Source organism: Enterobacter sp. FUJ80071, from assembly GCF_038739915.1.
Lineage (GTDB): Bacteria > Pseudomonadota > Gammaproteobacteria > Enterobacterales > Enterobacteriaceae > Enterobacter > Enterobacter kobei.
This window is the reverse complement of record NZ_JBBXKH010000002.1, coordinates 288,399-314,982: the sequence shown is the minus strand read 5'-3', so window position 1 is coordinate 314,982 and position 26,584 is coordinate 288,399. Positions and strand designations below refer to the sequence as shown.

Below are 26,584 nucleotides of genomic sequence, written 5' to 3'. Positions count from 1 at the left end.
TTTATAAACCTGAGCCACCAATCTAATTAACTCTATATTTTTGTTTTAGCTTTTTTAAAGGTAGACTTACCGAATAAAACAGCAATTATAGAGCAAAGGCCTGGCGTTAGGACAAAAGCTAATAATGCACTGCCAAAACTTGTCATTTCAGGCACCACGAACCAGCTGATAGGCCACGTCAGGGCAGGTAAATTTAGCGGATCATAAAGCGCATGTAGAGCGCTTAACACACAGTAAAGTGCTAAAAAGCAAACTAGATAAACAACGATCCACATTTTAATTTGCTCAGCAATTTCAAATTTAGGACTGCCCATGCTTTACCTCAGTGGCTGAATATTGATGGTTAATATCTTTAATCACCCGTAAGCACTTAGTGCATACCTTAGTTCGATTTGTCTGCTTGTCCAGAGTGTATTTAACTTCAAGTTGACCTCCAGCATTAAGCAAAGTGAGCATCTCATCTTCTAACACGCTTCGGTAAATGGTCTTGTCCGAGAGTGTGCCCGGTAACGAGTACTCAACATAATTGTTTGAAACTCTTACCGATTTAGGGATTTTACCACTGAGCTGGATTTCATTCGTTGAAGGCATTACAGTTACTTTAATCACAGTTGCCGGTGACCAGAAATCCTGATAACGCACTTTATGAATTTTATCAGCTCTAAGGCCTAACCACACATTTCCGGCGATAAGAACAATAAGCAATCCATAAACTGATCGTCGAATGTTACGCCTTTTAATCACAATGTCCCCCATCCCTCAAATATCATTCTAAATAACTGCACCAGGATATCATGAGCGTAATTAAAAGAATTCTTCATAACCGGGGTTTTCAGTTGAGTTTGCGGACTCTTTACTTTGCGGTTTCTCGCCCTCTATTTGAGTATCCCTGACAGGTTTGGATTTACCCATGCTCCTCTGAAAGGTATCCATAACAAACTCAATATCTTCTTCTGGCAGGCTGGTGGGTTGGTTGCTCATAGGACTTCCTCTTGTTGAATACGTTCGGCGTACAGGATGCGAACCGAAACGGTCGTGTTTTCAAACTCGTTCTCAAAAACGTCCATCCATTCCGTCCGGAATTCTTCCCCCAGAAGGTTATCGAGCCCCTGAAGAGATAATGGAAGAACGGCTGCTAGAGATCCCCCGGCTGCGAGATGAGATGCAGCTGCCTGGAGATGCAGCCTGGCCCGGTTATCGGCAAAAGGTGGGTTCATCACGACATAATCAAACTTCTTCTGTTGATTAGACTTAGACCATGTGAGGAAGTCAGCTTCTGTCGTATCGTATCCCTTAGCCCGGGAGATAAGGCAATTCAAAGTATCAAGCTCGATGCCAGTAACGATCACACCGGCAGGGAATGATTTAAGCAAATCCGCATGGCCAATATTAGGCTCCAGGAGGGTATCCCCTTCCCCTGCACCGAGCAGGGAATATACATATTCGCTGATTCGGCAAGATGAAGGGTAAAACTGATGCGATACAATATCAGGCATCTCCCCTATCTGGCCGATGTAACGAATAACCTCACACGGATCATAGGAAAATGTCACATCGTATTTTGTTACTGTTGCCCCTAAGAACCGAAGGGTGTCAGCGGCAACACTCGAAGTTTTACGTTCGGCGAGAGACCCTAAAGATGTCCAGCAACTCCATTTATTGTCCCCGTCATTTTTAAACATTAGTTCAGAAAGCTGCATCCGGGTATCAAAGTCGATGCACTGCTTAAGTACAGGGAATGCCTCCAAAGATTTCTTGCTATGAGCCATGCGGTCGGCAGGTAATGCCAGCGGTACGATAGCTGATAAAATATTGTTAAGCCGCTCGGCGATATCAGGGTGGACGTCAATATGCATTGATCCATTTTTGTAAACCCTGAAACGAATACTGTTGCCATCGATGCAGATCCATTTTCTGAACCCCTCATGTTCGACCAACGCCTCAACCAATGATTTGGTGTTATGGATCGCCTTCACCTGTTCGCCACGGAAGAATGCGCATATAACGCGGAGCTCGCTCAGTGGTGAAATGCCAGACTCTTTAAAATCCACCCTTAATTTCTGCCAGGGGTATTTAGACGGCTCGCAAACTCCGGTAGTGATCATGCGGGTGGAGAACCCAAAAGCTTTGTTTGTCTTATGACTGCGGCTCAGAGACTGGAAGACGTCGTAAACCCTTTCTTTAATAAATTGATTGCGGTCATTAAGCAAAGCAACGACTGTGCCTACTACAGCGTCAGCTGTGAAATCAGGGATCACCTGAGGCGGCATAATATAGCGGTCGGCCGTAAACTGCTTATCCCATTCGTTACGTTTGGCATCCGACATGATAGGCAAAACATCAGTGAGTGCCATAACGCGTTTCCAGTATTCAGATCTCAGAGCGTTTTCCGCGAACAAGGCATCCGCTTCAGAGATACTGTGGTTGTAGCCTGAGAGATAAGAATAAAGTTTCTGGTGATTGTGGGTTTTGAACTGGACAGCCATGTGTTTCAACAAGCAGAGTTCATCATTATAGGACTCAACAAGATCCGCGATAATGCCGAGCTCTTTGCGCATATCTGGAAGAAATGTTTCAGAAGAGCTAACCACCAGGCTATGAGAGGTTGTTAAAGCCAGTACGCTGTGACCTGCATTATCGGGTTTAGCTTCAGAATCAAGAGATGACATTTTACCGGTCCTTTAGAAAAAACTTTTACCAGGATAGCAACGTCGCTCTGTAACCTAATAGGTTCAGTGACACGAAAAAGTTTTTTATGTCTCTGAATAAAACTTAAAGATGTCAACTCATAGAAAGAAGCAAAAAAAAAGCCCCGCATAAACGGGGCAAGAACGATACATGGAGGTTTAAAAAAGGCGGGCAAAAAGCCTGAATCCTTAATGACTCTGACAAAACCAACACTTTGCCAAAAGTAAATTATTCTGCGTCCGGCTGTGGGTCAGTATCCTGATCGGTCTCTTCCCCTGCCTTCTTAGCATTTTTTTTACGTGGGTATTTTGGCTTCTCACCATTAAGTTTTGCCTGACGATTCTCCGCACGGCGAAGCTGCTTGTTCTCTGATTCTGTGATCTCTTTTGAAAGATTTCTCAGCATCTCCAGAGTACTGCGGTTCAACGTAATGTTGATTTCTTCGTCAGCACTTGAATCTGTCATCTCCGGCAATTCAATATCCCCCAGTTTCTGTAATAAGCTGGTGGTGATGAGTTTGACGCCTTCTACGGCTTTTGTGGCAATAACCGGCGGAATCCGTGCTGGCTTGAAGTCTGAAGGTCTGACTCGTACCTGACCATGTTGGGTTTTTTTCACCGTGATGCCATTCGCATCGGCCTGCTCAAGTTCCGCGATCATCTTCTTGATACGTGAAATTGCTTCTGTTTCACCGAGCTCATCGATCAGTGAAAGCACGTTAACATACGAAATAGCGTCAGCATGAATCCATTTCTTGATAACAACAGAACAGGTTGTCAGGCGGATAAGAGAACTGATGGTCGTCGGGCTTTTATTTTCACGTTGAGCAATTCGTTCGAGTGACCAGCCAGCAAGAGAATGTAGGCGACGATAGGACTCGCCAAGCGCAACAGGAGAAAGCGCAAGACCACGGTTACCATCAATGGTCGCGAGCTCACAGCCAATTTCATCTTCTTTAATCTCAACGCAAAGGATTGTGATGTCATGATCTTCATCACATGCCATCATTGCGGCTTTTAAACGGCAGTGCCCCTGGCGAACAAAAGGTACCCCATCAATGACACGTACTCGGATAGGGTCTACATAGTCACCTCGAATGTAGGCATTCTTGATGTTGTAGATGTGTTCTTCAACCTCAGGGAGCTTATAGTAATCGTCACCCATTCCCATTTCGCGGGAGTTGAAGCCTGGCGTGACCTGAATTACTGAAGGGTGGATAGCCCATGCTTTCTGGTCACTTACTTCAGTACAAAGTTCAGGGTTTGCATCACGGAACTGTTTAAGCCCAGTGACGTAACGACCTGTGCCAGTAACTACTGAAAAGGCAACATGGGCCGTTTTAAAGACCTTGTCATTAGCTTGCTGTGTAGGTTCTGTCAGTAAAACACTCATAGGGGCTCCGTTACATTTTTCTGCTTACTTTCTGCGTAGCGGGGATACTACCGAAAAAAAAATCCATAATTTTTCGCAAAAAAGGTACTTTTTGAGCCTATTCTGATTTTTCACAAAAAAAGAGGGCTCCCCATTTCTTGTGATGGCATCAAAATCGCTTCATAAACAAAGACATAAATCCAAAACATAAAGTTCAGGTATCAGTGAGGAAAAATCTTATAAATCCGCAATGCTGAAAGTCAAAACTGTGCGTCTTAAACAACTTTTTTTTGCTCCCTAAGTTATTAGTTAAAGCCCGTGGTTAGGTACGATACCAGCACCTAAATTTCTCTCTCAGGTATAGACACTTTGACTCGACATCTCAGACACATGCCGATAATCAAATGGGCTGGTGGAAAAACGAAACTGATGCCTTTCATCAGCCATCACTACCCACACGATCATAGTTGCCGGTGGGTAGAACCCTTTATAGGCGGTGGTGCCGTTTTTCTGAACATGTTTGCACAAAATGCATTGCTTGCAGATAGCAATCCAGACTTGATCAACCTATACAGGACTATTCAAAGACAGAAAACTAACTTTATAAATCAGGTCCAAAACCTAGCGGATAAAACCTTTGTCGAAAAGGACTACTATGAGATGAGGGACCGTTTCAACAAAACCTGTATTTCTGGTCAACCGCTTCAAAGAGCGGCTTTGTTTTACTCCCTGAATCGCCTGGGCTATAACGGTATGTGCCGCTATAACTCAGAAAGAATCTATTCAGTGCCCTGGGGGAAACATACAGAACTGAAGCTTGACTTCAATAAAATAGACTACCTTTCATTTCGTCTTTCAGGTATTGAACTGATCACCGCTGGTTTTGAGGAGACTCTGGCCGCAACCGGCGAAGGAGATCAGATTTATTGTGATCCGCCATATGACAAAACAAGCAAAACTAGTTTTGTCAGTTACGATGGTAAACCGTTCAGCCAAAGCGACCACGTGCTGTTAGCAAATATGCTCGTTGACGCTCACAGAAAAGGCGCTGCTGTTGCGATATCAAATAGCCTGACACCATTCACTTTGGGCCTCTATGAAGAGCGTGGATTCGTCATACACAGACTCAGCGCTTACCGATCCGTAGGAAGTAAGCCAAATACACGGAAAACGGAAACAGAAATACTGGCCGTGCTGAAATAGAGTTAATTCTAATCAACGGGGCTAATCCATTCCTGAAAAGTTAATACCTCAGGGTGAGTTCGTTGAACATAAGGTATAAACTGAAGCTCTTCTATTCTCCGGTCGCCCCTCTTTCCTTCGCAAATAAATGAAATGAGTCCTTGCTGAGAAAGCCCAGTAAGGACGCTCATAAGTCTTATATTTAGAGTTTTAAGCTGTAAGTCGTTATTAATGTCCTCCACTTTATGAGAGCTCTGGCCTGAACGTTTAAGATACTCGTAAACCATGAAATTCGAATTTCGTCGTTTTAACAATTTTTCGGTTATGCATTCCTGAATGAAACCGCCAAGAGCATCTAAAAGCGGACTGAGAACTACCGGGAAAGTTAATGTGTAACTTTGAGAAGTTTTAGACAAAGTAAATGAATTTAGAAAGCTAAAGTTAAGTCTCTTTTTTGAATATGGAGCGTAAGCGACAAGAGTAGTTGACATAACAGTAAGTAAAGCTTCAAGATGTTCCACTGTTATTAATGTGGTTTTATCTGTATTTCTTAGATTATGGAAATCAATAAACGCTACTCTTGAACGGCTAAGCCAATCTTGTACTTTAATGTCGATAGAAAATTGCGATATATGATTTGAACATTCATTTTGGTTGATAGGGCATGCAGACGAAAGATGGTTATGGATTATCATGCATAGCACAAAAAAAGGAAATCGGCAGGCTGTGGGGCATTGAAAACCGGTTAAAGAAAGCTTAGACGTTTCATATGCGCTTACCGGAAAAGTAACTTTTCTTAACGTTGGCTTTGACGATGTTCTTGCATTTTTACAAATGAAACCGAGACCCAGATCATTGTGCATTTTAAAGTCCATCTCCATCATCACCTTTTAGCCTTAACTGTATGGTATTGGTATACAAAAAATTAAAAATTATAATTAATAAGATTATCATTTTTTTACTATTGAAAAGGTTGTGATAGAGGGGAATTTAAATGTAAAAGATTTATACTCGCAGATCTTTATGAGGGATAAAACCCATTGCGTAAGCAACAATATTACGTGAGTGAGTCCTAACGACAGTTTAAGTCTTGGCTCTATATTTAAGCAGTAAAACATTTAACTGTCTTGGAGTTTACTTAACTTAAAAACTGTTATTGCAGCATAATTTTTCGAATCAAAATCATAGAATTTTCTGACTTTTCCAGTCAAATGATAACGTTCACCCAATAAAATGTGATCCTGTTTATCGGCCGTTAAAGCGATCCCGTCATTTCTAACTTTACCAGTAAATGTAAAAAAATAACTCCCTTTACTTTTTGCGTACGCGGCCCTGACTTCAGTAAATGTTAGTTCAATGCTTATGACCTGGCCGATATTGTAGCTATGTTTTAAAATTTCTTGTTCATTTTCCGGAGTTTCAGACAACATCACATCAAAGGTTGTAAAGAAACAATCCAGCTGGCGTTCTGTCAAAAAACGGTTATTGTCTAGTTGCGCCAATATACTATTAGAAAACTTAGTGTTAGCCTTTTTTGCTTTCTCAATAAGTACGTGGTTTCTGGATTTCCATGCTTCGAGTGTTGGGTTAACACGCAGTTCCGGAATGTTATCGAGAAAGGTAATTGGCTCTAGTACCACTAATTTTTCAATAATGGGTCCAACTGTTTGCACCCCATGACACTTTTCACATACATCAGCCCCTTTGTGGCCTGTGCCCGCACATTCGTTACATTCTCTTTCGATAGGTGCATAATAATTTCCATCTCCGTTAAGGGATACATTCACTGAGGCTGGTACCATATGACCATCAAGAGTAAAGAAAAGAGATTTCATTTTCGAAACACCTCCAAACGTGCCTCTACGATTGCTACAGCTTCTTTCACAGTTTTTTCATAGTGGTCATGCCCTTCAGGAAATTGGTCAAAACGTTTACCGTGTTCTAACTCTTCCATGTTGCGTTTAAGGACTTCATGAGTTAGAAGCAAATCATTATAATTATCGATAAGAGTCAGCTTTATAGGTTTAATCACTCAACTAATCCTCGGGTTTTTATTCCTTAAGGAGATCTCGAATTTCCAGAAGCTCTTCTAATTTTGGTTTAGAAAGAATGATTGCTGTATTTTCGTCGTTAAGTAAAGACAATAAAATATTTAGCTTTTCATCATTCAAGATTATTTGAACACCATCATCAGAAAATATTACATTTTTACTATCAACATTTTTGAACAAGTGTGCACTATCTCTACCAAATTTTAGTTCTGTTTGAGTATTCGTTATAGATTCCGTATGTGTACTTTCCACAAGCTCAAGAAATTCAGATTTTAGCCGTTCTGTTTTCTTATGCGAGAGGCGCTTAATACCCAAAGTCTTACGTGTGACTGCCGAATTTTTCTTTTCTGGTCCGCCTTTATTTAAGGTGTCTGGTCCTGCTCCAGCTGCATTGTGTTCAGGTATGCCTACAATTTTGCTCGTTGTAGTCTCAATATTCTTAACGCCAGGTAAGAAACCTTCTATATGTTTTAAAACCATTTTGTGATCGTTGGAATATTTTAACATTATTTCAATGGCGAGCGTTTTTTTGATTAGATTTAGGCTAATCAAACGTTGAAGCTCTAATGGCATATCAAGGATTTTTAGCATATTACGAATTGCGGTAGTTGATCGTTGATATCGCATTGCTAGTTCTTCAACCGAATACCCGAGACTAACAGCATGAGCTAATGCATGAGCTTGCCCAACCGGATTTAGCCCATTGCTTCTGTTACCATCGAGGTTCTCAAGGTATTCTTCAATTTCGTTTTTATAATCGATTAAGATAACAGATAATTTTGGAATATTAGCACCTTCAGAAATTGCTAATTTTAAGCCATGAAAACGAGTATGACCTTGACGAACTAAATATTTACCTTTTCTTTTTACGACCTTGATCATATCAACCTGCCTTCCTTCCTTAAAGGCTTGTTTGATTGACACAATCATCGATTTGACAGGTTCTTGTTCGTAACACAAATCTCCGATTACCGCCTCTCGGGGATTAAATCCCTTTTCAATTTCAACTAGATTAGTATCCACTTCAATGACTGTATGTTTGCTGTTGTTCATATCTTCCTCCTGTTTACTACATGATACATGAACCTCAAATTTGCCAAATAGGGCTGATACATCTAAAAGGTAAACTCAAAAAATTTGCTTAATAAAATTAAAATAAAAACTGTCTTGAATAAAACAATGATAGTAAACCCACTTTCATTTCCGTTTGCGATCTGTAGATATTGATAAAGGAGCGCTATTCCTTGTTTTATATGGACTTATCATTGTTTTCAACAGGTTAGATCAATTCTTTAGATCACTAAAGATCAATAGAGTTCAAGTAAAGATCACGGCATCTTTAACTCATTGATTATAGTAACTTTATGAAAGGATCCGGCATTCGGATGCATGCGAAAAGCATTTGAATGAATAAGGAAGGCATTTACTGGAATGCTTATGGCATTTAGGTAAATGCGTAAAAAGCATTTGCAAGAATATGTTATAAACAGTTTGCCAAATGAAAATCTTATCACCGACGAGTTAAGTTAATGATTAAAAACAACGAGTTAATCCATCCTTTTGACGTAACCAGTAATGAATCAGGTAAGACTTATCAACTGACGCCTAACTCGTCCAAGTCGGTTCAGCCCGTGGCCCTGCTGAGATTGAGTGTATTTACCCCTGTCGGCACAAAAGAAAACCGCGACCGAAACTTTGAAGTTGATGCCTCTGATGAGCTTTCGTGTATGGAAATTGCAAGATCGGAGGGTTATGACGACATCAAGATAACTGGTGTCAAACTATCTATGTCTACCGACTTTAAGTGCTGGCTCGGGATCATCATGGCTTTCAGTAAATATGGTTTTACTTCCGAGAAGATTAGCCTGACTTTTAACGAGTTTGCGAAGATGTGTGGTATCAGTTCAACAAACATCAACAAACGAACTCGTGCGCGCTTTAAAGAGTCATTAATGAACCTTGCATCGGTAGTGCTTGCCTTCTCAGACTCTCGTAGTGGTCGGTTCACAGTAACGCATCTGGTGCAGAAGGCTATGATTGATCCAAAAAGCGATACTGTTGAGCTGGTTGGGGATCCTTCTATGTGGGAACTGTATCGTTACGACCATAAGACATTGTTAAGCCTTCAGGTTCTATACATTTTGGCTAAAAAAGAAGCTGCGCAATCTCTCTATATTTATTTTGAAGCAATGCCAGCTGGTACGTTGTTCGTTAATATGAAACGGTTGAGGGAAAGGTTGCTTCTTACAACCCCTATTCGTACGCAAAACCAGATAATTCGTAAAGCAATGCGGGAACTTGAATCTATCGGATATCTCGATTATCAAGAAGTTAAGAAAGGTCGCGACATACAATTTCAGATCTTCAAAAGAAGCCCTAAGCTGGCCCTTGCCAAACAAGGTTGAAAGCTATCTGGTATGCACTGGTTATAACCTGCTGAAAAATAAGTTATTTATCAGTGCTATGCTTAGTGCTTCTTTTACTACTGGTCTTACATCTCGGCTTAATGTGCAAAAAAGTAACTTTTCAAACGAACTCCTGACTATTCATCTGTATGCCTTTCTGACTCAAGCGTACATGCTAGCCCATTCATTAAATGCCGTTGAGCAAGATGGTTTCGTGCGCACTCTATTCACGTGAATGCCTTTTGTGGATTACGCCTCTTACATTCATACAAATGCTTTTGATGTCGGTATCCCAAAAATTCATTCATTGAAATGCTTTTGTTTGCCACTGTATCCCGAGCATAGCTATGCAGTGGTATAAAAAGGCATTTTGGTGAATGGCATTAGGTCGAATGACACACAGTTCAGCTTTGTTAAGAGCGAGAATGGTCCAAGACATCTATGACATTGGGCATCAGAAGGACTATGTGCTTGATATGAGATCAAAAAAATATCAGAAGCATCACAACTCCAATGGCATTCAAAGAAATGCCTTTGTTTTGTTAGTACACCAAACAACCCAAAATTCATGCAGTTATATCAAAGACTCATTCGCAAAAGGACTCAGCCAGAAAGCATTTGCTTAAATAGCATTGGCCAAAAGCATTCGAATGAATGATGTTCGTATGGACAAGACAAAGTCCCACTCACGCCCAGAGGTGTAAAAGGCATTTAGATGAATGACGCACCGGCCCGAGGATTGTATGTAGTTTCTCCAACTGATAGTTGCCGAACCAGGGAGCACAGTGATATGCGGCCTTCTCAGAATCAAGAGATAGATAATAAGGGAACAAAAAAGATTAGATATGAAGCTTAGTTACCTGCCCGATATCTAGTTAGAGCTTTTCAAACCATCAAAAGTGACTTTTATGCTTGAGGAGTCTCATCAGCTTCAGGATTGAGCTTAACGTAATCTTACCCCCTCCCCTCTTTCAAACTTTTACTAAGCGTTCACTGGTACCTTTCAAAGATTATGCTTTAGGCCCTTTGCTTAAAAATTCACCAATCGCTAAACGTTAAAAAAAGGGGGTTTATGCGAACGGAAGGATCGGAATAAAAAAGTATTATTCATTCGCGTTTACGTGAACTCAAATCTACACGGAGTAATTATGGAACTTTCTTTAAATATTGGCCTTAGTGAAAAGAAATCTAACACGGCTGCACTTTTTAAAACAAAAAGCGCAAAAGTGATTTTGTTTGTTCTGCTGACCGTGCTTTTTTGCGGTCTGGCATATGCGGGTTCAGATGATGGGGCACTGGGAGATATTTGGTCATACATGAGTGAAAGTATGACTGGAGCTCCGGGCAAAATTCTGGCAGCCGCGATGTTGATCTCAAGCGTATATTTCTCTGTCCTTAAGCCTAACCCGGGCCTGGCACTGGTTTCATTATTCATGATGCTGGTAATGGCCAACGGCGAGAAAATTATCAGCACCTTTATGGATGCTGGCGTACCGCTGTAATTTATTGTTAATCATGCATGAGGGGGTTCATCCCCCTCTCTGGATTTTTAATGAGTAAGCAGAACGACGTTCCTCAGCATACCTATAGATTCCCTTTCAGGATCAACATGCCTCTACTGATTTTGTTTTGGGATGCCAAAAAATTAGGGCTTGCATTCATTCTGGTTGCATTTGGGAATATCTTCGAATGCTTCGGGTTTTCTGTTGTAGCAGCGGTTGTGTATTGGATTGCGTATAACAAAGCAGCTGAGTCAGGAATAAGAGGATTGCTAAAACACAAACTCTGGTGGCTCGGTTTTTTGCCAGGTAAAGCAGTTTTTAGTAGCCGTTATTTCAACGATCCATTTATCAGAGATTTGTATTCTTGATGGAGCTATGAATGAAAATGCTAAGTGGCATTAACATCCCTTTTTTCAAAAAATCTAAAAAGGATGAAAACGGTGATCTTGAACAGTCATACGTAAAGAAAGATGAAAGTGCTAAGGGACGTTTTTTGGACATTAAAAAACGATTTAGCCCACAAGCTGAAGCGTCAGGTGCTGGAATTACATACAGCGCCCTGATTAATCGTGATACAAAACTTATCCGCATTAATACTGTTTCAATAGCCGTCATTGGGTTATTGGTTGCAAAGATTCTTTTTTTCACTGACCCAGTGACGATTGTTACCCCTCCAAACATGAATGAAGAGATCACGGTTGTTGGTAACAAAGCATCGGAATCTTATAAAACACAATGGGCTCTCTTTTTTAGTACCCTTTTAGGGAATATTAATCCAACTAATATTTCCTTTGTGACGGCCTATGTCCTCGATGCCCTTTCACCTGAACTACAGGCTAAAACGAGTGAGTCTTTACAGGAGCAGATAAATATCATGCAGGCTCGTGGTGTTGAGCAGACCTTTAAGCCTAATGATATTTACTTTGATCCAAAAAATGACATGGTCTATGTCTGGGGTACCAAAACGACTCGACTTGTAAATGTTCCGGACAAAACTGAATCATCGAAATGGACTTATGAATGGGTTCTCGGGATGAAAAATGGTCGCCCAAGAATTGCATATGTAAATCAATATTCCGGAACACCGAATATTAAAAAAATTACGATAAACGGCAAAGAGCAACTGGCAACGCTGGATAATCCGCCACCGTCTACAGGTAACAAGTGATGATTAAAAAAAAGGGCTTAGGCTTCAACGCAATTACAGCATTGATCATGCTCACGACTTCGAACTGCGTAATCGCTGAAGAATACCAATTGCCAGCAACAATTAATAACCCGGTTGTAATGCCAGTTGGTGCTGACGGATTTCAGAATGGAGCTGCAAAAGCCATTATTCCGGGTCAAGCTGGTTCTGAACAGTCAGGTGCACAAACAAACCTTAGTGAAGCCGGTAATGCGCAGGGACAAAAACCTACAACTGATCTCCCTACCGTGCAACTTTCCCCAGCCAGCAATGCTTCGCCTGCGGTAAGCGCTATTACTGGAGCATTATCAAATAATCCTAGTCTCCCCGGATTTGACGCACAGACCCGATCTGGTGCAATTGATAGCTATGGGAGACCAACAGGTACCTCTTCCCAGCAGAATGCAACCAATGCGACCGCCACGTCAAAAGCCGATGAACTTTATGTCGAAGCTCGTAACCGATATAAAGAAGTTCAGCGTGTAAATGTGCCGCCTGGTGGGAATGTGGTACTGCCAGTTTCACGAGGACTTCAAAACAGAATATCGACCAGCTTCAAGAATGCTTCTGTCAGTACTTCTACCCCTGCTGAAGAGGCAAGCATATTTGTTAATGGTGGCGATGTCTTTATTTCAACTAATACCGATAAACCAATCGGGATTATGTTGTCTGAAGATCAGGTACCTGAATCGACCTATAACCTGACCCTGGTACCGCTTGATGTTCCCGGTGCGATGATTTCAGTTACTACATCTTTAAGCCCATCTATGCAAGCCAAACGTGAAACCTCATTGGATAAGCAAAACTATGAGGAAATGTTGGCCCGCTCCCAGTCAGAAGAACTGGCTCCAACGGATCCAAAACAAGACGATCATAAACAAAGAATCATTGATTTATTGACTCCTGTGGCTCTTGGTGAGGTCCCTTCAGGATTCAGTTTACAACAGGACCGACTTTCTCGTATTCCTGCGCCAGAGCAGTCACCATGTAACTTTAATATGTATGCAAAGCTCGGTCAGAGACTGGTTGGCTCACGTGAACTTATTGATGTAATTCTTGTGAAAAACGATAAACCATACGGTCAAATCGTTGCTGATCAGCAGTGTATGGCAGAAGGCGTTATTGCAAGTGCTTTATTTGATAAAGCATACCTGCAACCGGGAGAAGAAACAGAGCTTTACATAGTCCGGGATAAATTGTTCAAGGAACGCGAGGCCCGGGTTACAACCAGACCAAGTCTAATCAGAAAATAATATGGGAAAAGTTACTTTGCCTGCTCTGCTTGGGGCCACCGTGATTGGTTTTGTCGTATTTGCTTTAACCAGCTTTTACTACAGGTCAGAATATATACCAAAAAGGAGTGTATTAATCGTTCCGGACGCACCCATTAGTATCGAAGATGGCAGTAACGCTTTTCCCGTTCAGACAGTAATAATGAACGATCCAACTCTTATTGATAAATTTGTAGGAGAGGGCAATATTAATGAGGAGAATGCTTTTGACTATCACAAAAGTAACGTTTTGGAACCTAATTACAAACATGAAATATCTAGAACGAGCCAGATAGATAAAGCTGAAATGAATCATCCATCTGTTCGTGAAAACTGGGCCAGAGCAGGTGAACCCTATATCGTTCCTCAGATGTCTGACAGCGAACGAAATCTAAAAATTAAACGATTCCAGAAACCTACAAGTGGAGCTAATCATGGACATTAAAAAGGCCTGGGAAAATAAGACCGTCAGACTTTCTGTTATTGGCGCTCTGCTGGTAGTGATTGTTTATATTATTAGCCAGTCTATTTTTTCCACACCAGTTAAGAAAGAAAAGAAAACACAGAAAAAAGACATGCAGACCAATTTGTTGTTAGATGATTCGCAAATGAACAAATTGAGTAATGAAGAAAGCCAGAAAGTATATAAAGAAATGGTTAAGCAAAACCGACTTGACCAAAATGCGGCGAAAGAGGACCGCGAAAAAGCAGAAAAAGCCCAACAGGAAACTAAAGCCCAAGTTGCAAGTTTAACTTCTCAACTTCAGCAGCTGTCTCAGCAAATTAATGATATGCAGACAAATCGAAACGGCAATCGTAACTTGGATGCTGGTAGTTCGCGTAAAACGATTAATGAGCAGGCACCGGCAGCTCCTTATCAGCTTAATGCTAATGCGCCGATTAATGGCGTAAACCCTAATTACGCTTCTATCACACCTACGCGTAATAGCCCAATGAGAACAATCACACAAAGTTCCATTAAGACTAATGGTACCGATGGTGTCATTCAGGTTATGCCCGTGTCTGAAAACAGAATCAAGGAAGGCAGAGAGGTCATTGCAGGAGATAAAGCGCCAACTCGGACTGTACGAGGTGATGGTACTGCGCCAGTTGATAGCAAAGCGCGGCATGCTGCCCGAAAAGATGAAATGTTTCTTCCGGCAACATCTATTATCACTGGTGTTCTGATTACCGGGCTTGAAGCGCCTACAAGCCTTTCTTCCAAATCAGAACCAATGCCAGTAACGATGCGTATTAAAAAAGATGTCATCATGCCCAATAATTTCACCATGGATTTGCGTGACTGTAACCTTCTGGGTTCAGCTGTTGGTGATCTGGCGTCACAGCGTGCTTACATACGTGCCACTTCTATCTCTTGTGTTAATTCAAAAGGGAAAGCTTTTGACGTAAAACTGGAAGCATATGCTGTAAGTGAAAATGACGGAAAAAATGGGATCCGAGGCACGCTTATCAGCCGAAATGGTAACGCAATTGCAGGAGCTGCATTTGCCGGTGGACTTTCTTCACTTGCCGGTAGCTTAAGTCCCAGTAAGGTATCTTCACTTAACATCGACCCTAATTCACAGGCTCAGTATCAGTCCCCTAATTTTGGTGCACTTGGGGCATTAGCCGGGGCTGGTGCAGCTCAAGGTGGTCTTAATCGACTCGTCGATTACTACACCGCAATTGCAGAACAACAGTGGCCAATCGTAGAAATTAGCCCTGGCCGAGCTATTACATTTGTCGTTCAGACCGGAACTACAATTCCAACGAATCTGACCAGTCGCTGAGGTTTAAATGGATAGTTTAGAAAAAAAAGAATCGCCTGAATCAGCTGGACCTGAAATCACTAAAAAAATGGTGCGAGAAAGGACAACAAAAAAAATTACCTTCGAAATTGATATTGAAAAAATATTGAAGTATTTATTTTTCTTCGCCTTTGCCGTATTGGTCATTATTTATGGTTATAAAGGCTTTATGAATGTTTACGATTACTTCAATAAACAATCCCAGCCTTCGTACAAGATTGCAGTGCTTGACATGCCTGAATTACGTAAGGAATTTTTCAAGCATCACGGAGGCCGTACTGCTGACAATGATAGATCTCAATTCGAAGAATATTTCAGAACATTAATGAAGATCTACCGTGACCGTGGCTATTTAATTATTGATGCAACGCTTGCCGTTACTGTACCGGATAGTGTTGAAATCGTCACTTATATGGAACTTGAAGATAGCTCTGAAGCGGTACAATCAAGTTCTTATAATGCAAAGAAGTAGAGGGCACCCAATAGTGAAAAAGTTACTTTTCCCTTTAATGGCGGCTTTCGCCATTATGGCGAATACGGTCACTTATGCTTCAGAGCAGGTCCTAACTAATAGTGATGCTGCTGCGTTAATGGCAAAGGCAAAGGAAGGTGGCGTTTCACCCAGTCAGATCTCGGGTGTGTTATCAAAAATGAAAGGATATAAACCTAAGGATGCCATATACATTCCTTCTGGTGGGCTATACCTCTTTCAGGACGAACGTTCGCAGCTAATGGCAGTAACGACCGATGGCCGATACTCCCTTACTGGGGGAAGCCTTGTTGATGTAATTAAACGTAAACCTGTTCTGACTGTAGAAGAAATCAGGAATTCCTATTTTATTAGTCTTGATGAGGCCCCCTTCCCTCTGGAAACTGTAGCGTCCATTCCTCTGGGAAATTCAAAGCTTAAAAGACAAGCAGCCATTTTCATAACACTTGATTGTGACGGTTGCATGGAACTTGTTAAGAAATTCTATGCAGATCGGGACAAGTATCGGATAGATATTGTTTTAGTTCCCTCACCCGGTGAGCCAAAAGAAGAGCTTAGAAGGCTCTGGTGTAGTAAAGAAAAAGGAAAAATAAACAACCTCGATATTCTTCGTTGGCTAATGGGAAGCAAATCCGACATTGAAAAAAGATTGCTCTCTCAAAAAGAAGCAGAAGAATGTCCGGCGGAACCTTTGGTAGCGTCATTGATGCTCGCAGGAATTTATAAATTGCAGGGTGTACCTTCAGTTGTCAGACAGGATGGTTTGGCTGGTAATGGCATTCCAAAAGATTTCGACTACTGGTTGAACCAAAGCGTTGAACCTCTCTTAAAAAATCCATTTGAGACAAATTAAGGCTAGTTTATGAACATCAAAAGATTGGTACTCAGTGCTCTGGTTGTAGGTACATCCTCATATCTTACGGGGTGCTCCATCGGTAGTTCCGAATCCGAATGTCCAGGCATTGAAAAGGGCGTTATCTGTAAAGGTCCTCGCGAAGTTATGGAGTTAACTAATAATCGAGATGATCTGTCTGCACTGGCGGGGGAAGAGTCGGAATCGGGAAAGGAGAAATCGGCTGTCAATGACAGCCGTTATCCAACTGAAATTAGCCCTCCAGGGGAAGTCAAATATCCACAGTCTACTACCCTTAAAAATCAGCCTGTGGCTTATTCAAAAACCGAAATTAAGCCAGTTGGTCAGTTACCTGTCATGTACGATAAAACTTTAAAAATGGGTGCCCCTACTTCATCCATTGGACCACGGCCTATTTCTGGTGTACCGGTTAATTCAAACGTAAGGATGACTAGCAGTTATAGCACTGCCTCTTCAACTGGTAACCCTTTCGTTCATCCGGCTGCGGAAGTCGTTAAACAAACAAGCTATCCGGTTTCTGCTGGAAATGCCCCACGCTACGTTGCACCTAATTCTGATATCAGCCCTGGTAAGGATATGTACTCTCTTTACAATGGCCAGCCCGTTAACCCGACTCTCAACCCTGGGCAGATCCAGCAATACCGTTCGCAAGGTTATAAACAAGCTGTAGTGGCTCCTGAACCACTTGCTGTTCTGCAACAGGGGAAAGTAATGAGAATTACTTTTGCACCTTATACCGATGATAACGATGCGCTTAATCTTCCCGGCTACGTTTATGTCAACGTAAAACCGCAAACATGGATTGCTGGCAAGAATTCGACCTCAAACCCAGCTCGCATAGTTCCTTTAGAAGTACAGGATGCGGCCCGGGAAAATATGCAGCAGCAACAAAAAGCAACTAAAGCTGTCTCTTCGAACGGCATTGTTAGACAACTGTAAGGTCAAATATGGAAGCTATCAATAATTACAATAGCGGTTTAAATCGCCATCAATTAGGTGGGTTTATCCCTGTTTACGATCAATTAGCAGGGACTCACTATTTTTTGATTGATGGCAACAGATTAGGGTTTATGTTTATCTGTAATCCATCCCCTGGAGTTTTTGATAATCAGCAAGATGTTCTTGCTGAAATGTTCAAAATGGATTTCCCTACAGATACTGTCTGTCAAATATCTCTGACTGCATTGCCAGACCTGACTTTACAGCTTAGTGCTTGGTCAGCTGTGCGAGGTGGGCGTATGACTGGGAACGATAAGCTTAAAGCAGATCTGCTTAATGGTTATCAGTTGGACTACTACGACAGAAGTATGCATAAGCCTTTAAAACCTGATCATGATAACCTTATGTTGAGGGATTTTCAGGTATGGATCTCGCTATCGATTCCTTTACAGTCTGCCCTTCCTACCGAGCTGGAACATTCGCGTATCGATTCACTTTACTCTGAACTTGTAAGTAAGTTAATTACGATTGGATTGCATCCGTTTAAGGTCGATGCAGAAAACTGGCTCTATTGTATAGATAAGGTCGTAAACCCCGGAAAGAACTCCCGGTGGGCTGAAGGTTTCATAGACGTTAACACTATGAAAAGGCTTAATGAACAAGTTAACGTTCCCGGCCGTAAGTATACAGTCACAGAAAATCATTTCTCATCAGTCACACAAAGTGACGACGAATCTGAGCATCGTTACTTCAAACAACTTTCCGTTGTAAAGTTTCCTGAATACGTCAATTTCGGTTGTATGTATGAGTTAGTAGTTAACTGGATGCATGGACGTAAGACAATTTTCAGCCCATTTATGATCACTCAGACTGTTCAGTTTGCCGATCCGCTCAAGTTGTCAAAAGAAAACGTCCGCTACAAAGCAATCACTAATAAACAGGCAAGTATACCTTCAGTTGTCACATTCTGCCCTCGCCTGCGGGATATGGATAATGACTACATGGCCGTAACTCGCGAGCTTGAGGATGGCGCAAAGCTTTTAAGAGGGTATCTTACTTTCACTGTTATGGGTAGTAATGCCAATTCTGTGCAGACAGCAGCTAACGATCTCAAATCCTTTTACCTCGAAAGCCGGGTCAAAGTAGCAGATGATTCCTTTATCGTTTTCCCGTCATTTATGTCATGTCTGCCAATGTGCAATGACCCAAAGACAATTTTCGACCTTGACCGTTCCGAAGTAGTGAGCAACACCGGAGCGGCTCATATGACACCGATCTTTGGGCCCTGGAAAGGTAATACAGATAGACCAGTACTGAGTTTAGTTTCTCGTGAAGGTCAACTCATGGGACTTGATATTTTCAAGACTTCTGCAAGCTATAACATGGTTATTGGTGCAACGTCAGGTGCAGGGAAGTCATTCTGGACAGCATATCTAATCAATAACTATCTTGGAGCTGGACCGCGATCTAATAACCTCGTTCATTATCGCTCAACATTTAAGCATTTTTTAGAAAACGAATACCCAGATGATGATCCTGACGGTGCTCAAGTATTTGTTGTGGACGTGGGCCGTTCTTACCAGGGGATTGCGGAACAATATACAAACAGTCAATTTATTGATTTCGGTAAAACCCCTGACTTCACCCTAAATCCCTTTGCCTTCCTAACTGACATCACTGTTAACGACGATGTATTTAACGAAGCACCTGAATTTACCGGTGAATCAACTTCAAACGATGCAGAAAAAGACAAAGTTGCTCAGACCATAATGGTTTTGAATCAGCTAAAAATTATGGCTTCAGAGAAAGGCCTTATCGATGATTATCAACAATCAGTGATGCTTCAGCTTATTGCAGAAGAGTACCAAGAATCCAGAAAATCAGGTCGGACCGGTTCAATAACCGGCTTTGCTCTGCGTTGCAAGAAGCATGAAGACAAACGTATAAAGGATATTGGGGAGCAACTCGGAGCATGGTGCGAAGGTGGAATTTATGGGCACCGGTTTACCGATACGTTGCCTCCAATCAACTTCGACAGCAGATTTATTGTTTTGGAACTGGAGGAGCTAAAAGGCACCCCCCACCTTCAGACAGTTGTATTAATGTCTATCATTCAGGCTGCTCAGCATGCAATGTTCATCAAAAAAGATGGGCGTCGTCGCTTGTTCATCCTTGATGAAGCATGGGAGTACATTCGTCCTGATAATTCATCAGGTGCCGGAAATCAATCAAACCAATTCTTCTCTTCCTTCCTCGAAGCGGCATGGCGTAGGTTCAGGAAAACAAACTGCGCTGGCATCTGTATCACACAGTCGTTTGAAGATTATTTTACTTCTTCTGTTGGCCGGGCCCTGACTGCTAACTCGCCTTGGAAGATAATCATGAAACAAGAAAAAGAAAGCATTGAAGCAATGAAGGCTAATAAATATTTTTCTACTTCAGATGCAGAATATGAACGTATGAAAAATATTCGTACAGTCAAAAAGGTGTTTTCAGAGATGTTAGTCAGGTTCGAAAACTTCCAAGAGATCTGTCGGTTATACGTAGACCGGAAAATGGAGCTTTGTTTTACTACGGATAGTGCTGACAGGAGTAAATTATGGGAAATTCAAAGCCGCGAGAATTGTAGCTATGGCGAGGCAATAGAAATTCTCTATGCTCAAGAAGTAGCAGCGGGTTTGGCCGCGTAGAGTAAATATCTTCAAGCAAAAATAATTAAACCAGATGTCTCATAAGAATCTGGTTTTTTATTGTATGCCTTAAGTAAACAAATGAGGTTGTGACTTAATGAGTTCATCACTGTGCTGCAAATTTTGGTTTTATAATTAATGTGGTGTAAAAACAGTGACATAAATACAAATCGCAGTTAGGTTGTGTACGCATTAAGTAAACAAAATTTATAACTTCAATACTGACATTATAAGATGAAAATCACGTAAATTACATTTTTGTTTACCAAAGGTAATCAAAGTAGCGCGGCATTATTAGTGAAAACAGATCACTGGTGTCATTTTGCATACAAAACTTAATATCCTTTAATCATTCTTCTAAAAGTTTATTATTAACGGTTTGGTTTCTGAAAATTTATCCAATTTGCTCACCGAAGACTTTTAACTTATTTAACCCCCTTTATCGCCAAACTGTGATTTTCTAATGTTAGTCTACAGTTCTAGGGCCCTTGCTCCCATGATGCGAATCCTGCCACCTAATAAAGATTAACGCCTCATTCCTGTATGCCGGTCTTACGACGCCAGTGCACGGACTATTTTTGGTCATCACAAGGACAGGCGGGAGATTTAATCAGGGCGTGGTGTTGCTGAGCAGCAGCTGCGGCACTGTAAGCCGAAGGCGGAATTAACTCCTTTATCACCATCTGGGGACGTCATTATGGGTAGCCCTTTTAACTTGCTCAGGACCATTAAGCTAAAATTCCGGATAGCGATTGACGTAAGATTTAGGCTAAGCAGGTAAAGTGATCCCCGCTCCCGGGGTGACAACTTTATACAAAAGGCCGAGCGGAAGATTGTCCTTAGGGAATATTTCTTTAACACAGCACGGGCACTTACTCACGCTGCCGGATTTAACCCCCTTAATCGCCAAACTGGGGTTCTGTCCTCATGCTGGCCTTCAGTTCTGGGCGGGGTTGCTATCACTTGCTCCCTAATGCGAGATGTACCTGCTGATACAGATTAACGTCATATTCCTGCGTGCCGGTCTGCCGACACCAGTGCACGGGCTTTTTTCGGTCATCACATTACCGGGCAGGAGATTTTATCAGGACGTGGTGTGACTGAGCAGCAGCTGGGGCACTGTCATCCGCTTGCAGATTTAACCCCCTTAATCGCCAAACTGGCGTTCAGTCCTGATAGTGTCCTTCCGTCCTGGGCAGGGTTGCTAACACTGGCTCCCTTAATACGAAATGCGCCTGCTGATAAAGATTAAAGTCACATCACTGCATACCGGTTTGCCGACTCCGGTGCATGGCCTTATCCGATAATCACAAGGACGGACGGGTGATTATATCTGTGCATAGTATGTCTGAGCAGCATCAGAAGGCACTGTCAGCCACTGGCAGATTTAACCCCCTTAATCGCCAAACTGGCGTTCAGTCCTGATAGTGTCCTTCCGTCCTGGGCAGGGTTGCTAACACTTGCTCCCTTAATACGAAATGCGCCTGCTGATAAAGATTAAAGTCACATCACTGCATACCGGTCTGCCGACTCCGGTGCATGGCCTTTTCCGATAATCACAAGGACGGACGGGTGATTATATCTGTGCATAGTATGTCTGAGCAGCATCAGAAGGCACTGTCAGCCGCTGGCAGATTTAACCCCCTTAATCGCCAAACTGGGATCAGTCCTGATAGTGTCCTTCCGTCCTGGAGAGGGTTGCTAACACTTGTTCCCATGATACGAAATGCGCCAGCTGATACAGATTAACGTCTCATTGCCCATGCCGGTCTGCCGACACCGGTGCATGGCCTTTTCCGATATTCGCAAGCACAGATGCTTGATTTTTTCAGGGTGTAATATACCTGAGCAGCATCTGAAGGCACTTTCAGTCGCTGTCAGATTTAACACCCTTAATCGCCAATCTGGGATTTTATGATGTTAACCTCCAGTTCAAGACCCTTGCTCCCATGATGCGAACCTTGCCACCTGATAAAGATTTACGCCTCATTCCTGTATGCAGGTCTTACGACTCTAGTGCACGGACAATTTTCGGTCATAACAAGACCTGGCGGAAGATTTAATCAGGCGTGGTGTGACTGAGCAGAAGCTGGGGCAATGTCAGCCGCTGGCAGAAAAAACCCTTATTCGCCATCTCAAACCGTCATTATGGGTAGTCCTTTTAACTTTCTCAGGACCATTAAGCTTAAACTCCGTTTAGAGAATGACGTAAGATTTAGGCTAAGCAGGTTAAGTGATCCCTCTCCCGGGTTGAACACTATATTCATCGTACGAGCGGAAGATTGTCCTTCGGGAAATATTTCTTAAACACCGCTCGGGATCTTATTGCCACTGGCGGATTTAACCCCCTTAATCGCCATACTGGGGTTCTGTCCTGATGCTGGCCTTCAGTTCTGGGCTTGGGTTGCTATCGCTTGCTCCCATAATGCGAAATGTGCCTCCTGATACAGATTAACGTCATATTCCTGCGTGCCGGTCTGCCGACACCAGTGCACGGGCTTTTTTCGGTCATCACATTTCCGGGCAGGAGATTCTATCAGGGCGTGGTGTGACTGAGCAGCAACTGGGGCACTGTCAGCAGCTTGCAGATTTAACACCCTTAATCGCCAAACTGGGATTCTGTTCTGATGTTGACCTTCCGTTCTGGGCGGGCTTTGGTTTACTAACACTTACTTCCATAATACGAAATGTGCTTGATGATGCAGATTAAATTCACATTACTGCATACCGGTCTGCCGACACCGGTGCATGGGCGATTTCCGACGATCTCAAGAACATATGGGAGATTATATCAGGGAGAGTAGTATGCCTGAGCAGCATCTGAAGGCACTGTCAGCCGCTGTGAGATTTAACCCCCTTAATCGCCAAACTGGGGTTCTGTCCTCATGCTGGCCTTCAGTTCCGGGCTGGGTTGCTATCACTTGCTCACATAATGCGAAATGTACCTGCTGATACAGATTAACGTCATATTCCTATATGCCGGTCTGCCGACATCAGTGCTTGGGCTATTTTCGGTCAAAACAAGACCTGGCGAGAGATTTAATCAAGCGTGGTGTGACTGAGCAGCAGCTGGGGGCACTGTCATCCGCTTGCAAATTTAACCCCCTTAATCGCCAAACTTGGGTTCAGTCCTGATGTTGGCATTCCGTTCTGGGCGGCGTTGCTATCACTTGCTCCCATTATGCGAAAAGTGCCTGCTGATACAGATTAACGTCATATTCATGCATGCCGGTCTGCCGACACCAGTGCACGGGTTTTTTTCGGTCATTACAATACCGGGCAGGGGATTAAATCAGGGCGTGGTGTGACTGAGCAGCAGCTGGGACACTGTCAGCCGCTGGCAGATTTAACCCCCTTAATCTCCACACTGGGGTTGCCTCCTTAAGTTGGGTTTCATTTCGGGGTGAGGTTGCTAACTCTGCTCCCATAATTCGTAGTGTGCCTCCTCAAGAGATTAACACCTCATATCTTTAGACTGGACTGACGACAACGGTTCACAGTTAGGAAACGTATATCAGCACACCGGTGAGATAGATTTTAGGGTCTAAGCAAGAAATAGGGTAGGCGTGAAGATTCATTAATGGAGCTCTTAACTTCAAAGCGTAGAGAAGGAGACAAGAATCGTGGTTTAAACAGGTTGTGCATTAGGTATGGACTAGAGAGTCTGAGCTCACATCTGCAAGTTAAGCTCACAAAAAATCATAAAAAAGTAAACAAACATTAGCTTAAGATTGAAACTAAGGATAGAATTGTACGCATAACAAGGAAATGGACGCATTATACGTAAAGTTTACATATATGCGTAAAAGTCGGTTTTCAGTGCAAAAAGGTCATAACCATGAATTTACTTGAAAAGATCGCCCTCGTTGGTCAGCGCATGAAAAGCGAGCAGATTTCTCTAAAGGAATCTCTGATGGCTTCATCAAGAGTATCTGTTTCTGATGATAGTGTTGATGGTGTTGATAGACTGATCTATAACCACTGTTTGAATAAAAAAAATCTCTCTGATTTTTTTGGGAAGTCACGAGTAACGTTCAATAAAATACTTTCGGACTTAGAAGAAAAAGAACTTGTTGGTGCACCTATTTATCAAAACAAAAATCATCTTTACACCCGCTGGGATGTTCAAAAAATAATGGATGCCCTGGGTTATCCCAAGTACCGCGATCATTACTTTAGCAGAGCTATTGTTACTCAGAATCATAAAGGCGGTACAGGGAAAAGCACTACATCTGTAGCTTTAGCAGTAGCAGCTGCTTTAGATCTACAACTCAATGCACGTGTATTAATGATCGAATGGGACCCACAAGGTTCGATTGGAAGCAGCATGATTCAAAGTGTCTCAGAAGATGATGTCTTCCTTACAGCAATTGATGCAATCCTTGGAATTTATGAAGAAAATTCTGAGTATAAAAAATATTTAGATTCAGGATTCTCTGAAGAAGAAATCATCACTAATATGCCTTTTTCAACGCATCTGCCAAACTTGGACGTAATAACGGCTTTTCCGACAGATGCTCGTTTTAAAGATAAATACTGGCAATGTTCTAGAGAAGAACGTACGTCTTTGTTACTACGTTTCAAGGAAGTTATCTTACCGGTACTGAAGCAGAACTATGATTTGATTATTATAGACACTCCACCTGAAGATTCACCTTTGATCTGGGCTGCTGACGAAGCGGCCGATGGGATTCTTGTCGCAGTGTCACCACGTGAATATGATTACGCCTCTACTACAGACTTCATGCTTACAATAAGTGAAAGGTTTAAACAATCACCAAGTAAGGGCGACAATTTAAAATGGTTCAAAGTTCTTGCTGTCAATGTAGATGACAAAAGTCCATATGAAAGAATAGTTTTGGATAAATTAATCAGAACTGTTCAGGACCTTTTGATGTCCGCTAACATAAAAAATTCTGAAGCATTTAAGGCAGCTGCTTCCAAAGGGCGTACAGTGCTTGATATCAAAAAATCAGAGGAACTTTGTTCCGCAAAGCAGCTTGATGTCGCAGAAGAATCTGTATTACAGGTATATCAGCAATTTATAAATGAAATAAAAAGTTTTTCAGCTAAGCAAGGAGTTAACGCATGAGCGATGAGCAACATATCGGGAATGATAAATCTCGATATTTAAACGCACCAAAGCGGACAGAAGTCGGTCACCGTTCAGGTCTTGCGGGTTTGAAAACAGCACCTCGCATAAAAAAGTTATTCACTCTTCATAAGGGCCGGAGACTTGAAGCGGAACATGTGATTGTTCCAGCCCAGAGAGTGGAGAAGGAGACCTTAGTCCATCCAGCGAACCCACGAAATCAAGAAGCCCTTACAGATTATTCTGTTAGAGATATTCTTAAGCAGATTGAAGAAAGAGGGGTCGATACCGAAGGGATCGCTGTAAAAAGAGATGGGGTTTATTTATTAATAGAAGGAAGTCGCAGACGTTTCTGCTGTATAAAGGCAGAAAAGGATCTCCCCCTGTGGGTTCTTCCGGATGAACTAACCGAAGATGATATAAATTCAATTATATCCGCAGCACAAACATCTCGAAAATTTTCATATAGAGAAGTTGGGTTTCAATTTATCAAAAAAATGGAAGAAAAAGGATTTTCTACTAATGAAGAACTCGCAGCATATCTTGGGATTAGTCATGTATCGGTAGCCAAAAGAATCCAGGCGGCCCGTATTGACGAAACATTGATCTCTTTATTCCCGGATTATGAAGGAATCCCGAACTCCTATTATAGTCGCTTGTCTCGTTTACAGAAATATGTGCAAAAAAATCTATTTCCTTTAGATGAAGTAATAGATAATGTTAAAGAGGAAACAAAAGATTTAGACATTGGAGATCTCCAGGTTGCTCAAAAAGTTGTAATGGAAAAAATCACACAATCTGTGGAAAGTGTTTGTGAAAAAACTTATTCCACAAAATGGGAAACAAGTGATCTTATTACTTTTGATAACAAAGATAAGTATGCAAGAATCAGTAAAAACAATACTGGTAGAAAAATTCGCTTTGAATTCAATAGGATAAATGCGGGTTTTATTAAGGAACTAGAGGAGTTCATAAAAGAAAAATTAAAAGTATCAGAATAAATATTGAACTGCATCTTTATGATGCAGTTCATAT

Annotated in this window: 24 protein-coding genes; 15 read left to right on the top strand and 9 right to left on the bottom strand. The window is 42.0% G+C overall.

Annotation, left to right across the window (positions count from 1 at the left end; genetic code table 11):
* Nucleotides 1-32: 32 nt before the first annotated feature.
* From AAER43_RS24750 to AAER43_RS24730, 5 genes are all read right to left on the bottom strand, one after another.
* Nucleotides 33-314, bottom strand: a complete 282-nt coding sequence (locus AAER43_RS24750; protein ID WP_000535423.1) for a hypothetical protein — start codon at nucleotides 312-314, stop codon at nucleotides 33-35.
* Complete coding sequence (locus AAER43_RS24745) at nucleotides 301-744, bottom strand: hypothetical protein (protein ID WP_001805248.1); 444 nt, start codon at nucleotides 742-744, stop codon at nucleotides 301-303. The genes AAER43_RS24750 and AAER43_RS24745 overlap by 14 nt, the downstream gene beginning before the upstream one ends.
* 60 nt (nucleotides 745-804) lie before the next feature.
* Nucleotides 805-981, bottom strand: a complete 177-nt coding sequence (locus tag AAER43_RS24740; RefSeq protein ID WP_000070862.1) for a hypothetical protein — start codon at nucleotides 979-981, stop codon at nucleotides 805-807.
* Nucleotides 978-2,669 (bottom strand): DUF4942 domain-containing protein, encoded by a 1,692-nt coding sequence (locus AAER43_RS24735; RefSeq protein WP_087878337.1) that lies wholly within the window; start codon nucleotides 2,667-2,669, stop codon nucleotides 978-980. The genes AAER43_RS24740 and AAER43_RS24735 overlap by 4 nt, the downstream gene beginning before the upstream one ends.
* Nucleotides 2,670-2,916: 247 nt before the next feature.
* Nucleotides 2,917-4,080 (bottom strand): hypothetical protein, encoded by a 1,164-nt coding sequence (locus AAER43_RS24730; RefSeq protein ID WP_000114860.1) that lies wholly within the window; start codon nucleotides 4,078-4,080, stop codon nucleotides 2,917-2,919.
* A gap of 369 nt (nucleotides 4,081-4,449) precedes the next feature.
* On the opposite strand from AAER43_RS24730, the gene AAER43_RS24725 reads away from it, so the two are divergent.
* Nucleotides 4,450-5,262 (top strand): Dam family site-specific DNA-(adenine-N6)-methyltransferase, encoded by an 813-nt coding sequence (locus tag AAER43_RS24725; RefSeq protein ID WP_001121574.1) that lies wholly within the window; start codon nucleotides 4,450-4,452, stop codon nucleotides 5,260-5,262.
* A gap of 8 nt (nucleotides 5,263-5,270) precedes the next feature.
* Here the strand turns inward: AAER43_RS24725 and AAER43_RS24720 are convergent, their stop codons facing one another.
* From AAER43_RS24720 to AAER43_RS24705, 4 genes are all read right to left on the bottom strand, one after another.
* Nucleotides 5,271-6,104, bottom strand: a complete 834-nt coding sequence (locus AAER43_RS24720; RefSeq protein WP_001805246.1) for a hypothetical protein — start codon at nucleotides 6,102-6,104, stop codon at nucleotides 5,271-5,273.
* A 255-nt stretch (nucleotides 6,105-6,359) separates the two neighbouring features.
* A complete protein-coding gene (locus AAER43_RS24715) occupies nucleotides 6,360-7,076 on the bottom strand; it encodes a zinc finger-like domain-containing protein (RefSeq protein WP_000838219.1) in 717 nt (238 codons plus the stop codon).
* Nucleotides 7,073-7,273 (bottom strand): hypothetical protein, encoded by a 201-nt coding sequence (locus AAER43_RS24710; protein ID WP_000594930.1) that lies wholly within the window; start codon nucleotides 7,271-7,273, stop codon nucleotides 7,073-7,075. Before AAER43_RS24710 ends, AAER43_RS24715 begins: the two co-directional genes overlap by 4 nt.
* A 19-nt stretch (nucleotides 7,274-7,292) precedes the next feature.
* Nucleotides 7,293-8,345 (bottom strand): hypothetical protein, encoded by a 1,053-nt coding sequence (locus tag AAER43_RS24705; RefSeq protein ID WP_001065778.1) that lies wholly within the window; start codon nucleotides 8,343-8,345, stop codon nucleotides 7,293-7,295.
* Between the two features lie 476 nt (nucleotides 8,346-8,821).
* Here AAER43_RS24705 and AAER43_RS24700 point away from each other — a divergent pair, with 476 nt between their 5' ends.
* The 14 genes from AAER43_RS24700 to AAER43_RS24635 all read left to right on the top strand — a co-directional run bounded on the left by AAER43_RS24700 (nucleotide 8,822) and on the right by AAER43_RS24635 (nucleotide 26,550).
* Nucleotides 8,822-9,697 (top strand): RepB family plasmid replication initiator protein, encoded by an 876-nt coding sequence (locus tag AAER43_RS24700; RefSeq protein WP_000594611.1) that lies wholly within the window; start codon nucleotides 8,822-8,824, stop codon nucleotides 9,695-9,697.
* Nucleotides 9,698-10,845: 1,148 nt separating this feature from the next.
* A complete protein-coding gene (locus tag AAER43_RS24695; protein WP_000423602.1) occupies nucleotides 10,846-11,199 on the top strand; it encodes a hypothetical protein in 354 nt (117 codons plus the stop codon).
* Between the two features lie 17 nt (nucleotides 11,200-11,216).
* A complete protein-coding gene (locus AAER43_RS24690) occupies nucleotides 11,217-11,567 on the top strand; it encodes a type IV conjugative transfer system protein TraL (protein WP_001447770.1) in 351 nt (116 codons plus the stop codon).
* A gap of 11 nt (nucleotides 11,568-11,578) precedes the next feature.
* Nucleotides 11,579-12,367 carry a TraE/TraK family type IV conjugative transfer system protein gene (locus AAER43_RS24685; protein ID WP_000783153.1) on the top strand — a complete coding sequence of 263 codons (789 nt, stop codon included), beginning with the start codon at nucleotides 11,579-11,581 and terminating at the stop codon, nucleotides 12,365-12,367.
* A complete protein-coding gene (locus AAER43_RS24680; RefSeq protein WP_000592092.1) occupies nucleotides 12,367-13,638 on the top strand; it encodes a type-F conjugative transfer system secretin TraK in 1,272 nt (423 codons plus the stop codon). The genes AAER43_RS24685 and AAER43_RS24680 overlap by 1 nt, the downstream gene beginning before the upstream one ends.
* A gap of 1 nt (nucleotide 13,639) precedes the next feature.
* On the top strand, nucleotides 13,640-14,101 hold the full coding sequence (gene htdO, locus AAER43_RS24675; protein ID WP_000521242.1) for a plasmid transfer protein HtdO: 462 nt from the start codon (nucleotides 13,640-13,642) through the stop codon (nucleotides 14,099-14,101).
* Complete coding sequence (gene trhB, locus AAER43_RS24670) at nucleotides 14,091-15,446, top strand: IncHI-type conjugal transfer protein TrhB (protein ID WP_000351841.1); 1,356 nt, start codon at nucleotides 14,091-14,093, stop codon at nucleotides 15,444-15,446. The genes htdO and trhB overlap by 11 nt, the downstream gene beginning before the upstream one ends.
* Before the next feature lie 7 nt (nucleotides 15,447-15,453).
* Nucleotides 15,454-15,936 (top strand): hypothetical protein, encoded by a 483-nt coding sequence (locus AAER43_RS24665; protein ID WP_000377632.1) that lies wholly within the window; start codon nucleotides 15,454-15,456, stop codon nucleotides 15,934-15,936.
* A gap of 118 nt (nucleotides 15,937-16,054) precedes the next feature.
* The gene (gene htdT / locus AAER43_RS24660) at nucleotides 16,055-16,807 is read left to right on the top strand and encodes a protein-disulfide isomerase HtdT (RefSeq protein ID WP_182911723.1); all 753 of its coding nucleotides are present in this window, start codon (nucleotides 16,055-16,057) and stop codon (nucleotides 16,805-16,807) included.
* Nucleotides 16,808-16,816: 9 nt separating this feature from the next.
* Nucleotides 16,817-17,767, top strand: a complete 951-nt coding sequence (gene trhV, locus AAER43_RS24655) for an IncHI-type conjugal transfer lipoprotein TrhV (RefSeq protein WP_001022588.1) — start codon at nucleotides 16,817-16,819, stop codon at nucleotides 17,765-17,767.
* An 8-nt stretch (nucleotides 17,768-17,775) separates the two neighbouring features.
* Nucleotides 17,776-20,457 carry a TraC family protein gene (locus AAER43_RS24650; protein ID WP_000387412.1) on the top strand — a complete coding sequence of 894 codons (2,682 nt, stop codon included), beginning with the start codon at nucleotides 17,776-17,778 and terminating at the stop codon, nucleotides 20,455-20,457.
* Nucleotides 20,458-23,005: 2,548 nt separating this feature from the next.
* Complete coding sequence (locus AAER43_RS24645; protein ID WP_001371949.1) at nucleotides 23,006-23,167, top strand: hypothetical protein; 162 nt, start codon at nucleotides 23,006-23,008, stop codon at nucleotides 23,165-23,167.
* A 1,128-nt stretch (nucleotides 23,168-24,295) separates the two neighbouring features.
* Nucleotides 24,296-25,549 (top strand): ParA family protein, encoded by a 1,254-nt coding sequence (locus AAER43_RS24640; RefSeq protein WP_001050364.1) that lies wholly within the window; start codon nucleotides 24,296-24,298, stop codon nucleotides 25,547-25,549.
* The gene (locus AAER43_RS24635; protein WP_001278838.1) at nucleotides 25,546-26,550 is read left to right on the top strand and encodes a ParB family protein; all 1,005 of its coding nucleotides are present in this window, start codon (nucleotides 25,546-25,548) and stop codon (nucleotides 26,548-26,550) included. Before AAER43_RS24640 ends, AAER43_RS24635 begins: the two co-directional genes overlap by 4 nt.
* Nucleotides 26,551-26,584: the final 34 nt, after the last annotated feature.

Coding starts and splice junctions, on each gene's coding strand:
- AAER43_RS24750 (WP_000535423.1), bottom strand. CDS start 314: ATGGGCAGTCCTAAATTTGAAATTGCTGAGCAAATTAAAATGTGGATC.
- AAER43_RS24740 (WP_000070862.1), bottom strand. CDS start 981: ATGAGCAACCAACCCACCAGCCTGCCAGAAGAAGATATTGAGTTTGTT.
- AAER43_RS24735 (WP_087878337.1), bottom strand. CDS start 2,669: ATGTCATCTCTTGATTCTGAAGCTAAACCCGATAATGCAGGTCACAGC.
- AAER43_RS24730 (WP_000114860.1), bottom strand. CDS start 4,080: ATGAGTGTTTTACTGACAGAACCTACACAGCAAGCTAATGACAAGGTC.
- AAER43_RS24725 (WP_001121574.1), top strand. CDS start 4,450: ATGCCGATAATCAAATGGGCTGGTGGAAAAACGAAACTGATGCCTTTC.
- AAER43_RS24720 (WP_001805246.1), bottom strand. CDS start 6,104: ATGCACAATGATCTGGGTCTCGGTTTCATTTGTAAAAATGCAAGAACA.
- AAER43_RS24715 (WP_000838219.1), bottom strand. CDS start 7,076: ATGAAATCTCTTTTCTTTACTCTTGATGGTCATATGGTACCAGCCTCA.
- AAER43_RS24705 (WP_001065778.1), bottom strand. CDS start 8,345: ATGAACAACAGCAAACATACAGTCATTGAAGTGGATACTAATCTAGTT.
- AAER43_RS24700 (WP_000594611.1), top strand. CDS start 8,822: ATGATTAAAAACAACGAGTTAATCCATCCTTTTGACGTAACCAGTAAT.
- AAER43_RS24695 (WP_000423602.1), top strand. CDS start 10,846: ATGGAACTTTCTTTAAATATTGGCCTTAGTGAAAAGAAATCTAACACG.
- AAER43_RS24690 (WP_001447770.1), top strand. CDS start 11,217: ATGAGGGGGTTCATCCCCCTCTCTGGATTTTTAATGAGTAAGCAGAAC.
- AAER43_RS24685 (WP_000783153.1), top strand. CDS start 11,579: ATGAAAATGCTAAGTGGCATTAACATCCCTTTTTTCAAAAAATCTAAA.
- AAER43_RS24680 (WP_000592092.1), top strand. CDS start 12,367: ATGATTAAAAAAAAGGGCTTAGGCTTCAACGCAATTACAGCATTGATC.
- htdO (WP_000521242.1), top strand. CDS start 13,640: ATGGGAAAAGTTACTTTGCCTGCTCTGCTTGGGGCCACCGTGATTGGT.
- trhB (WP_000351841.1), top strand. CDS start 14,091: ATGGACATTAAAAAGGCCTGGGAAAATAAGACCGTCAGACTTTCTGTT.
- AAER43_RS24665 (WP_000377632.1), top strand. CDS start 15,454: ATGGATAGTTTAGAAAAAAAAGAATCGCCTGAATCAGCTGGACCTGAA.
- htdT (WP_182911723.1), top strand. CDS start 16,055: ATGGCAAAGGCAAAGGAAGGTGGCGTTTCACCCAGTCAGATCTCGGGT.
- trhV (WP_001022588.1), top strand. CDS start 16,817: ATGAACATCAAAAGATTGGTACTCAGTGCTCTGGTTGTAGGTACATCC.
- AAER43_RS24650 (WP_000387412.1), top strand. CDS start 17,776: ATGGAAGCTATCAATAATTACAATAGCGGTTTAAATCGCCATCAATTA.
- AAER43_RS24640 (WP_001050364.1), top strand. CDS start 24,296: ATGAATTTACTTGAAAAGATCGCCCTCGTTGGTCAGCGCATGAAAAGC.
- AAER43_RS24635 (WP_001278838.1), top strand. CDS start 25,546: ATGAGCGATGAGCAACATATCGGGAATGATAAATCTCGATATTTAAAC.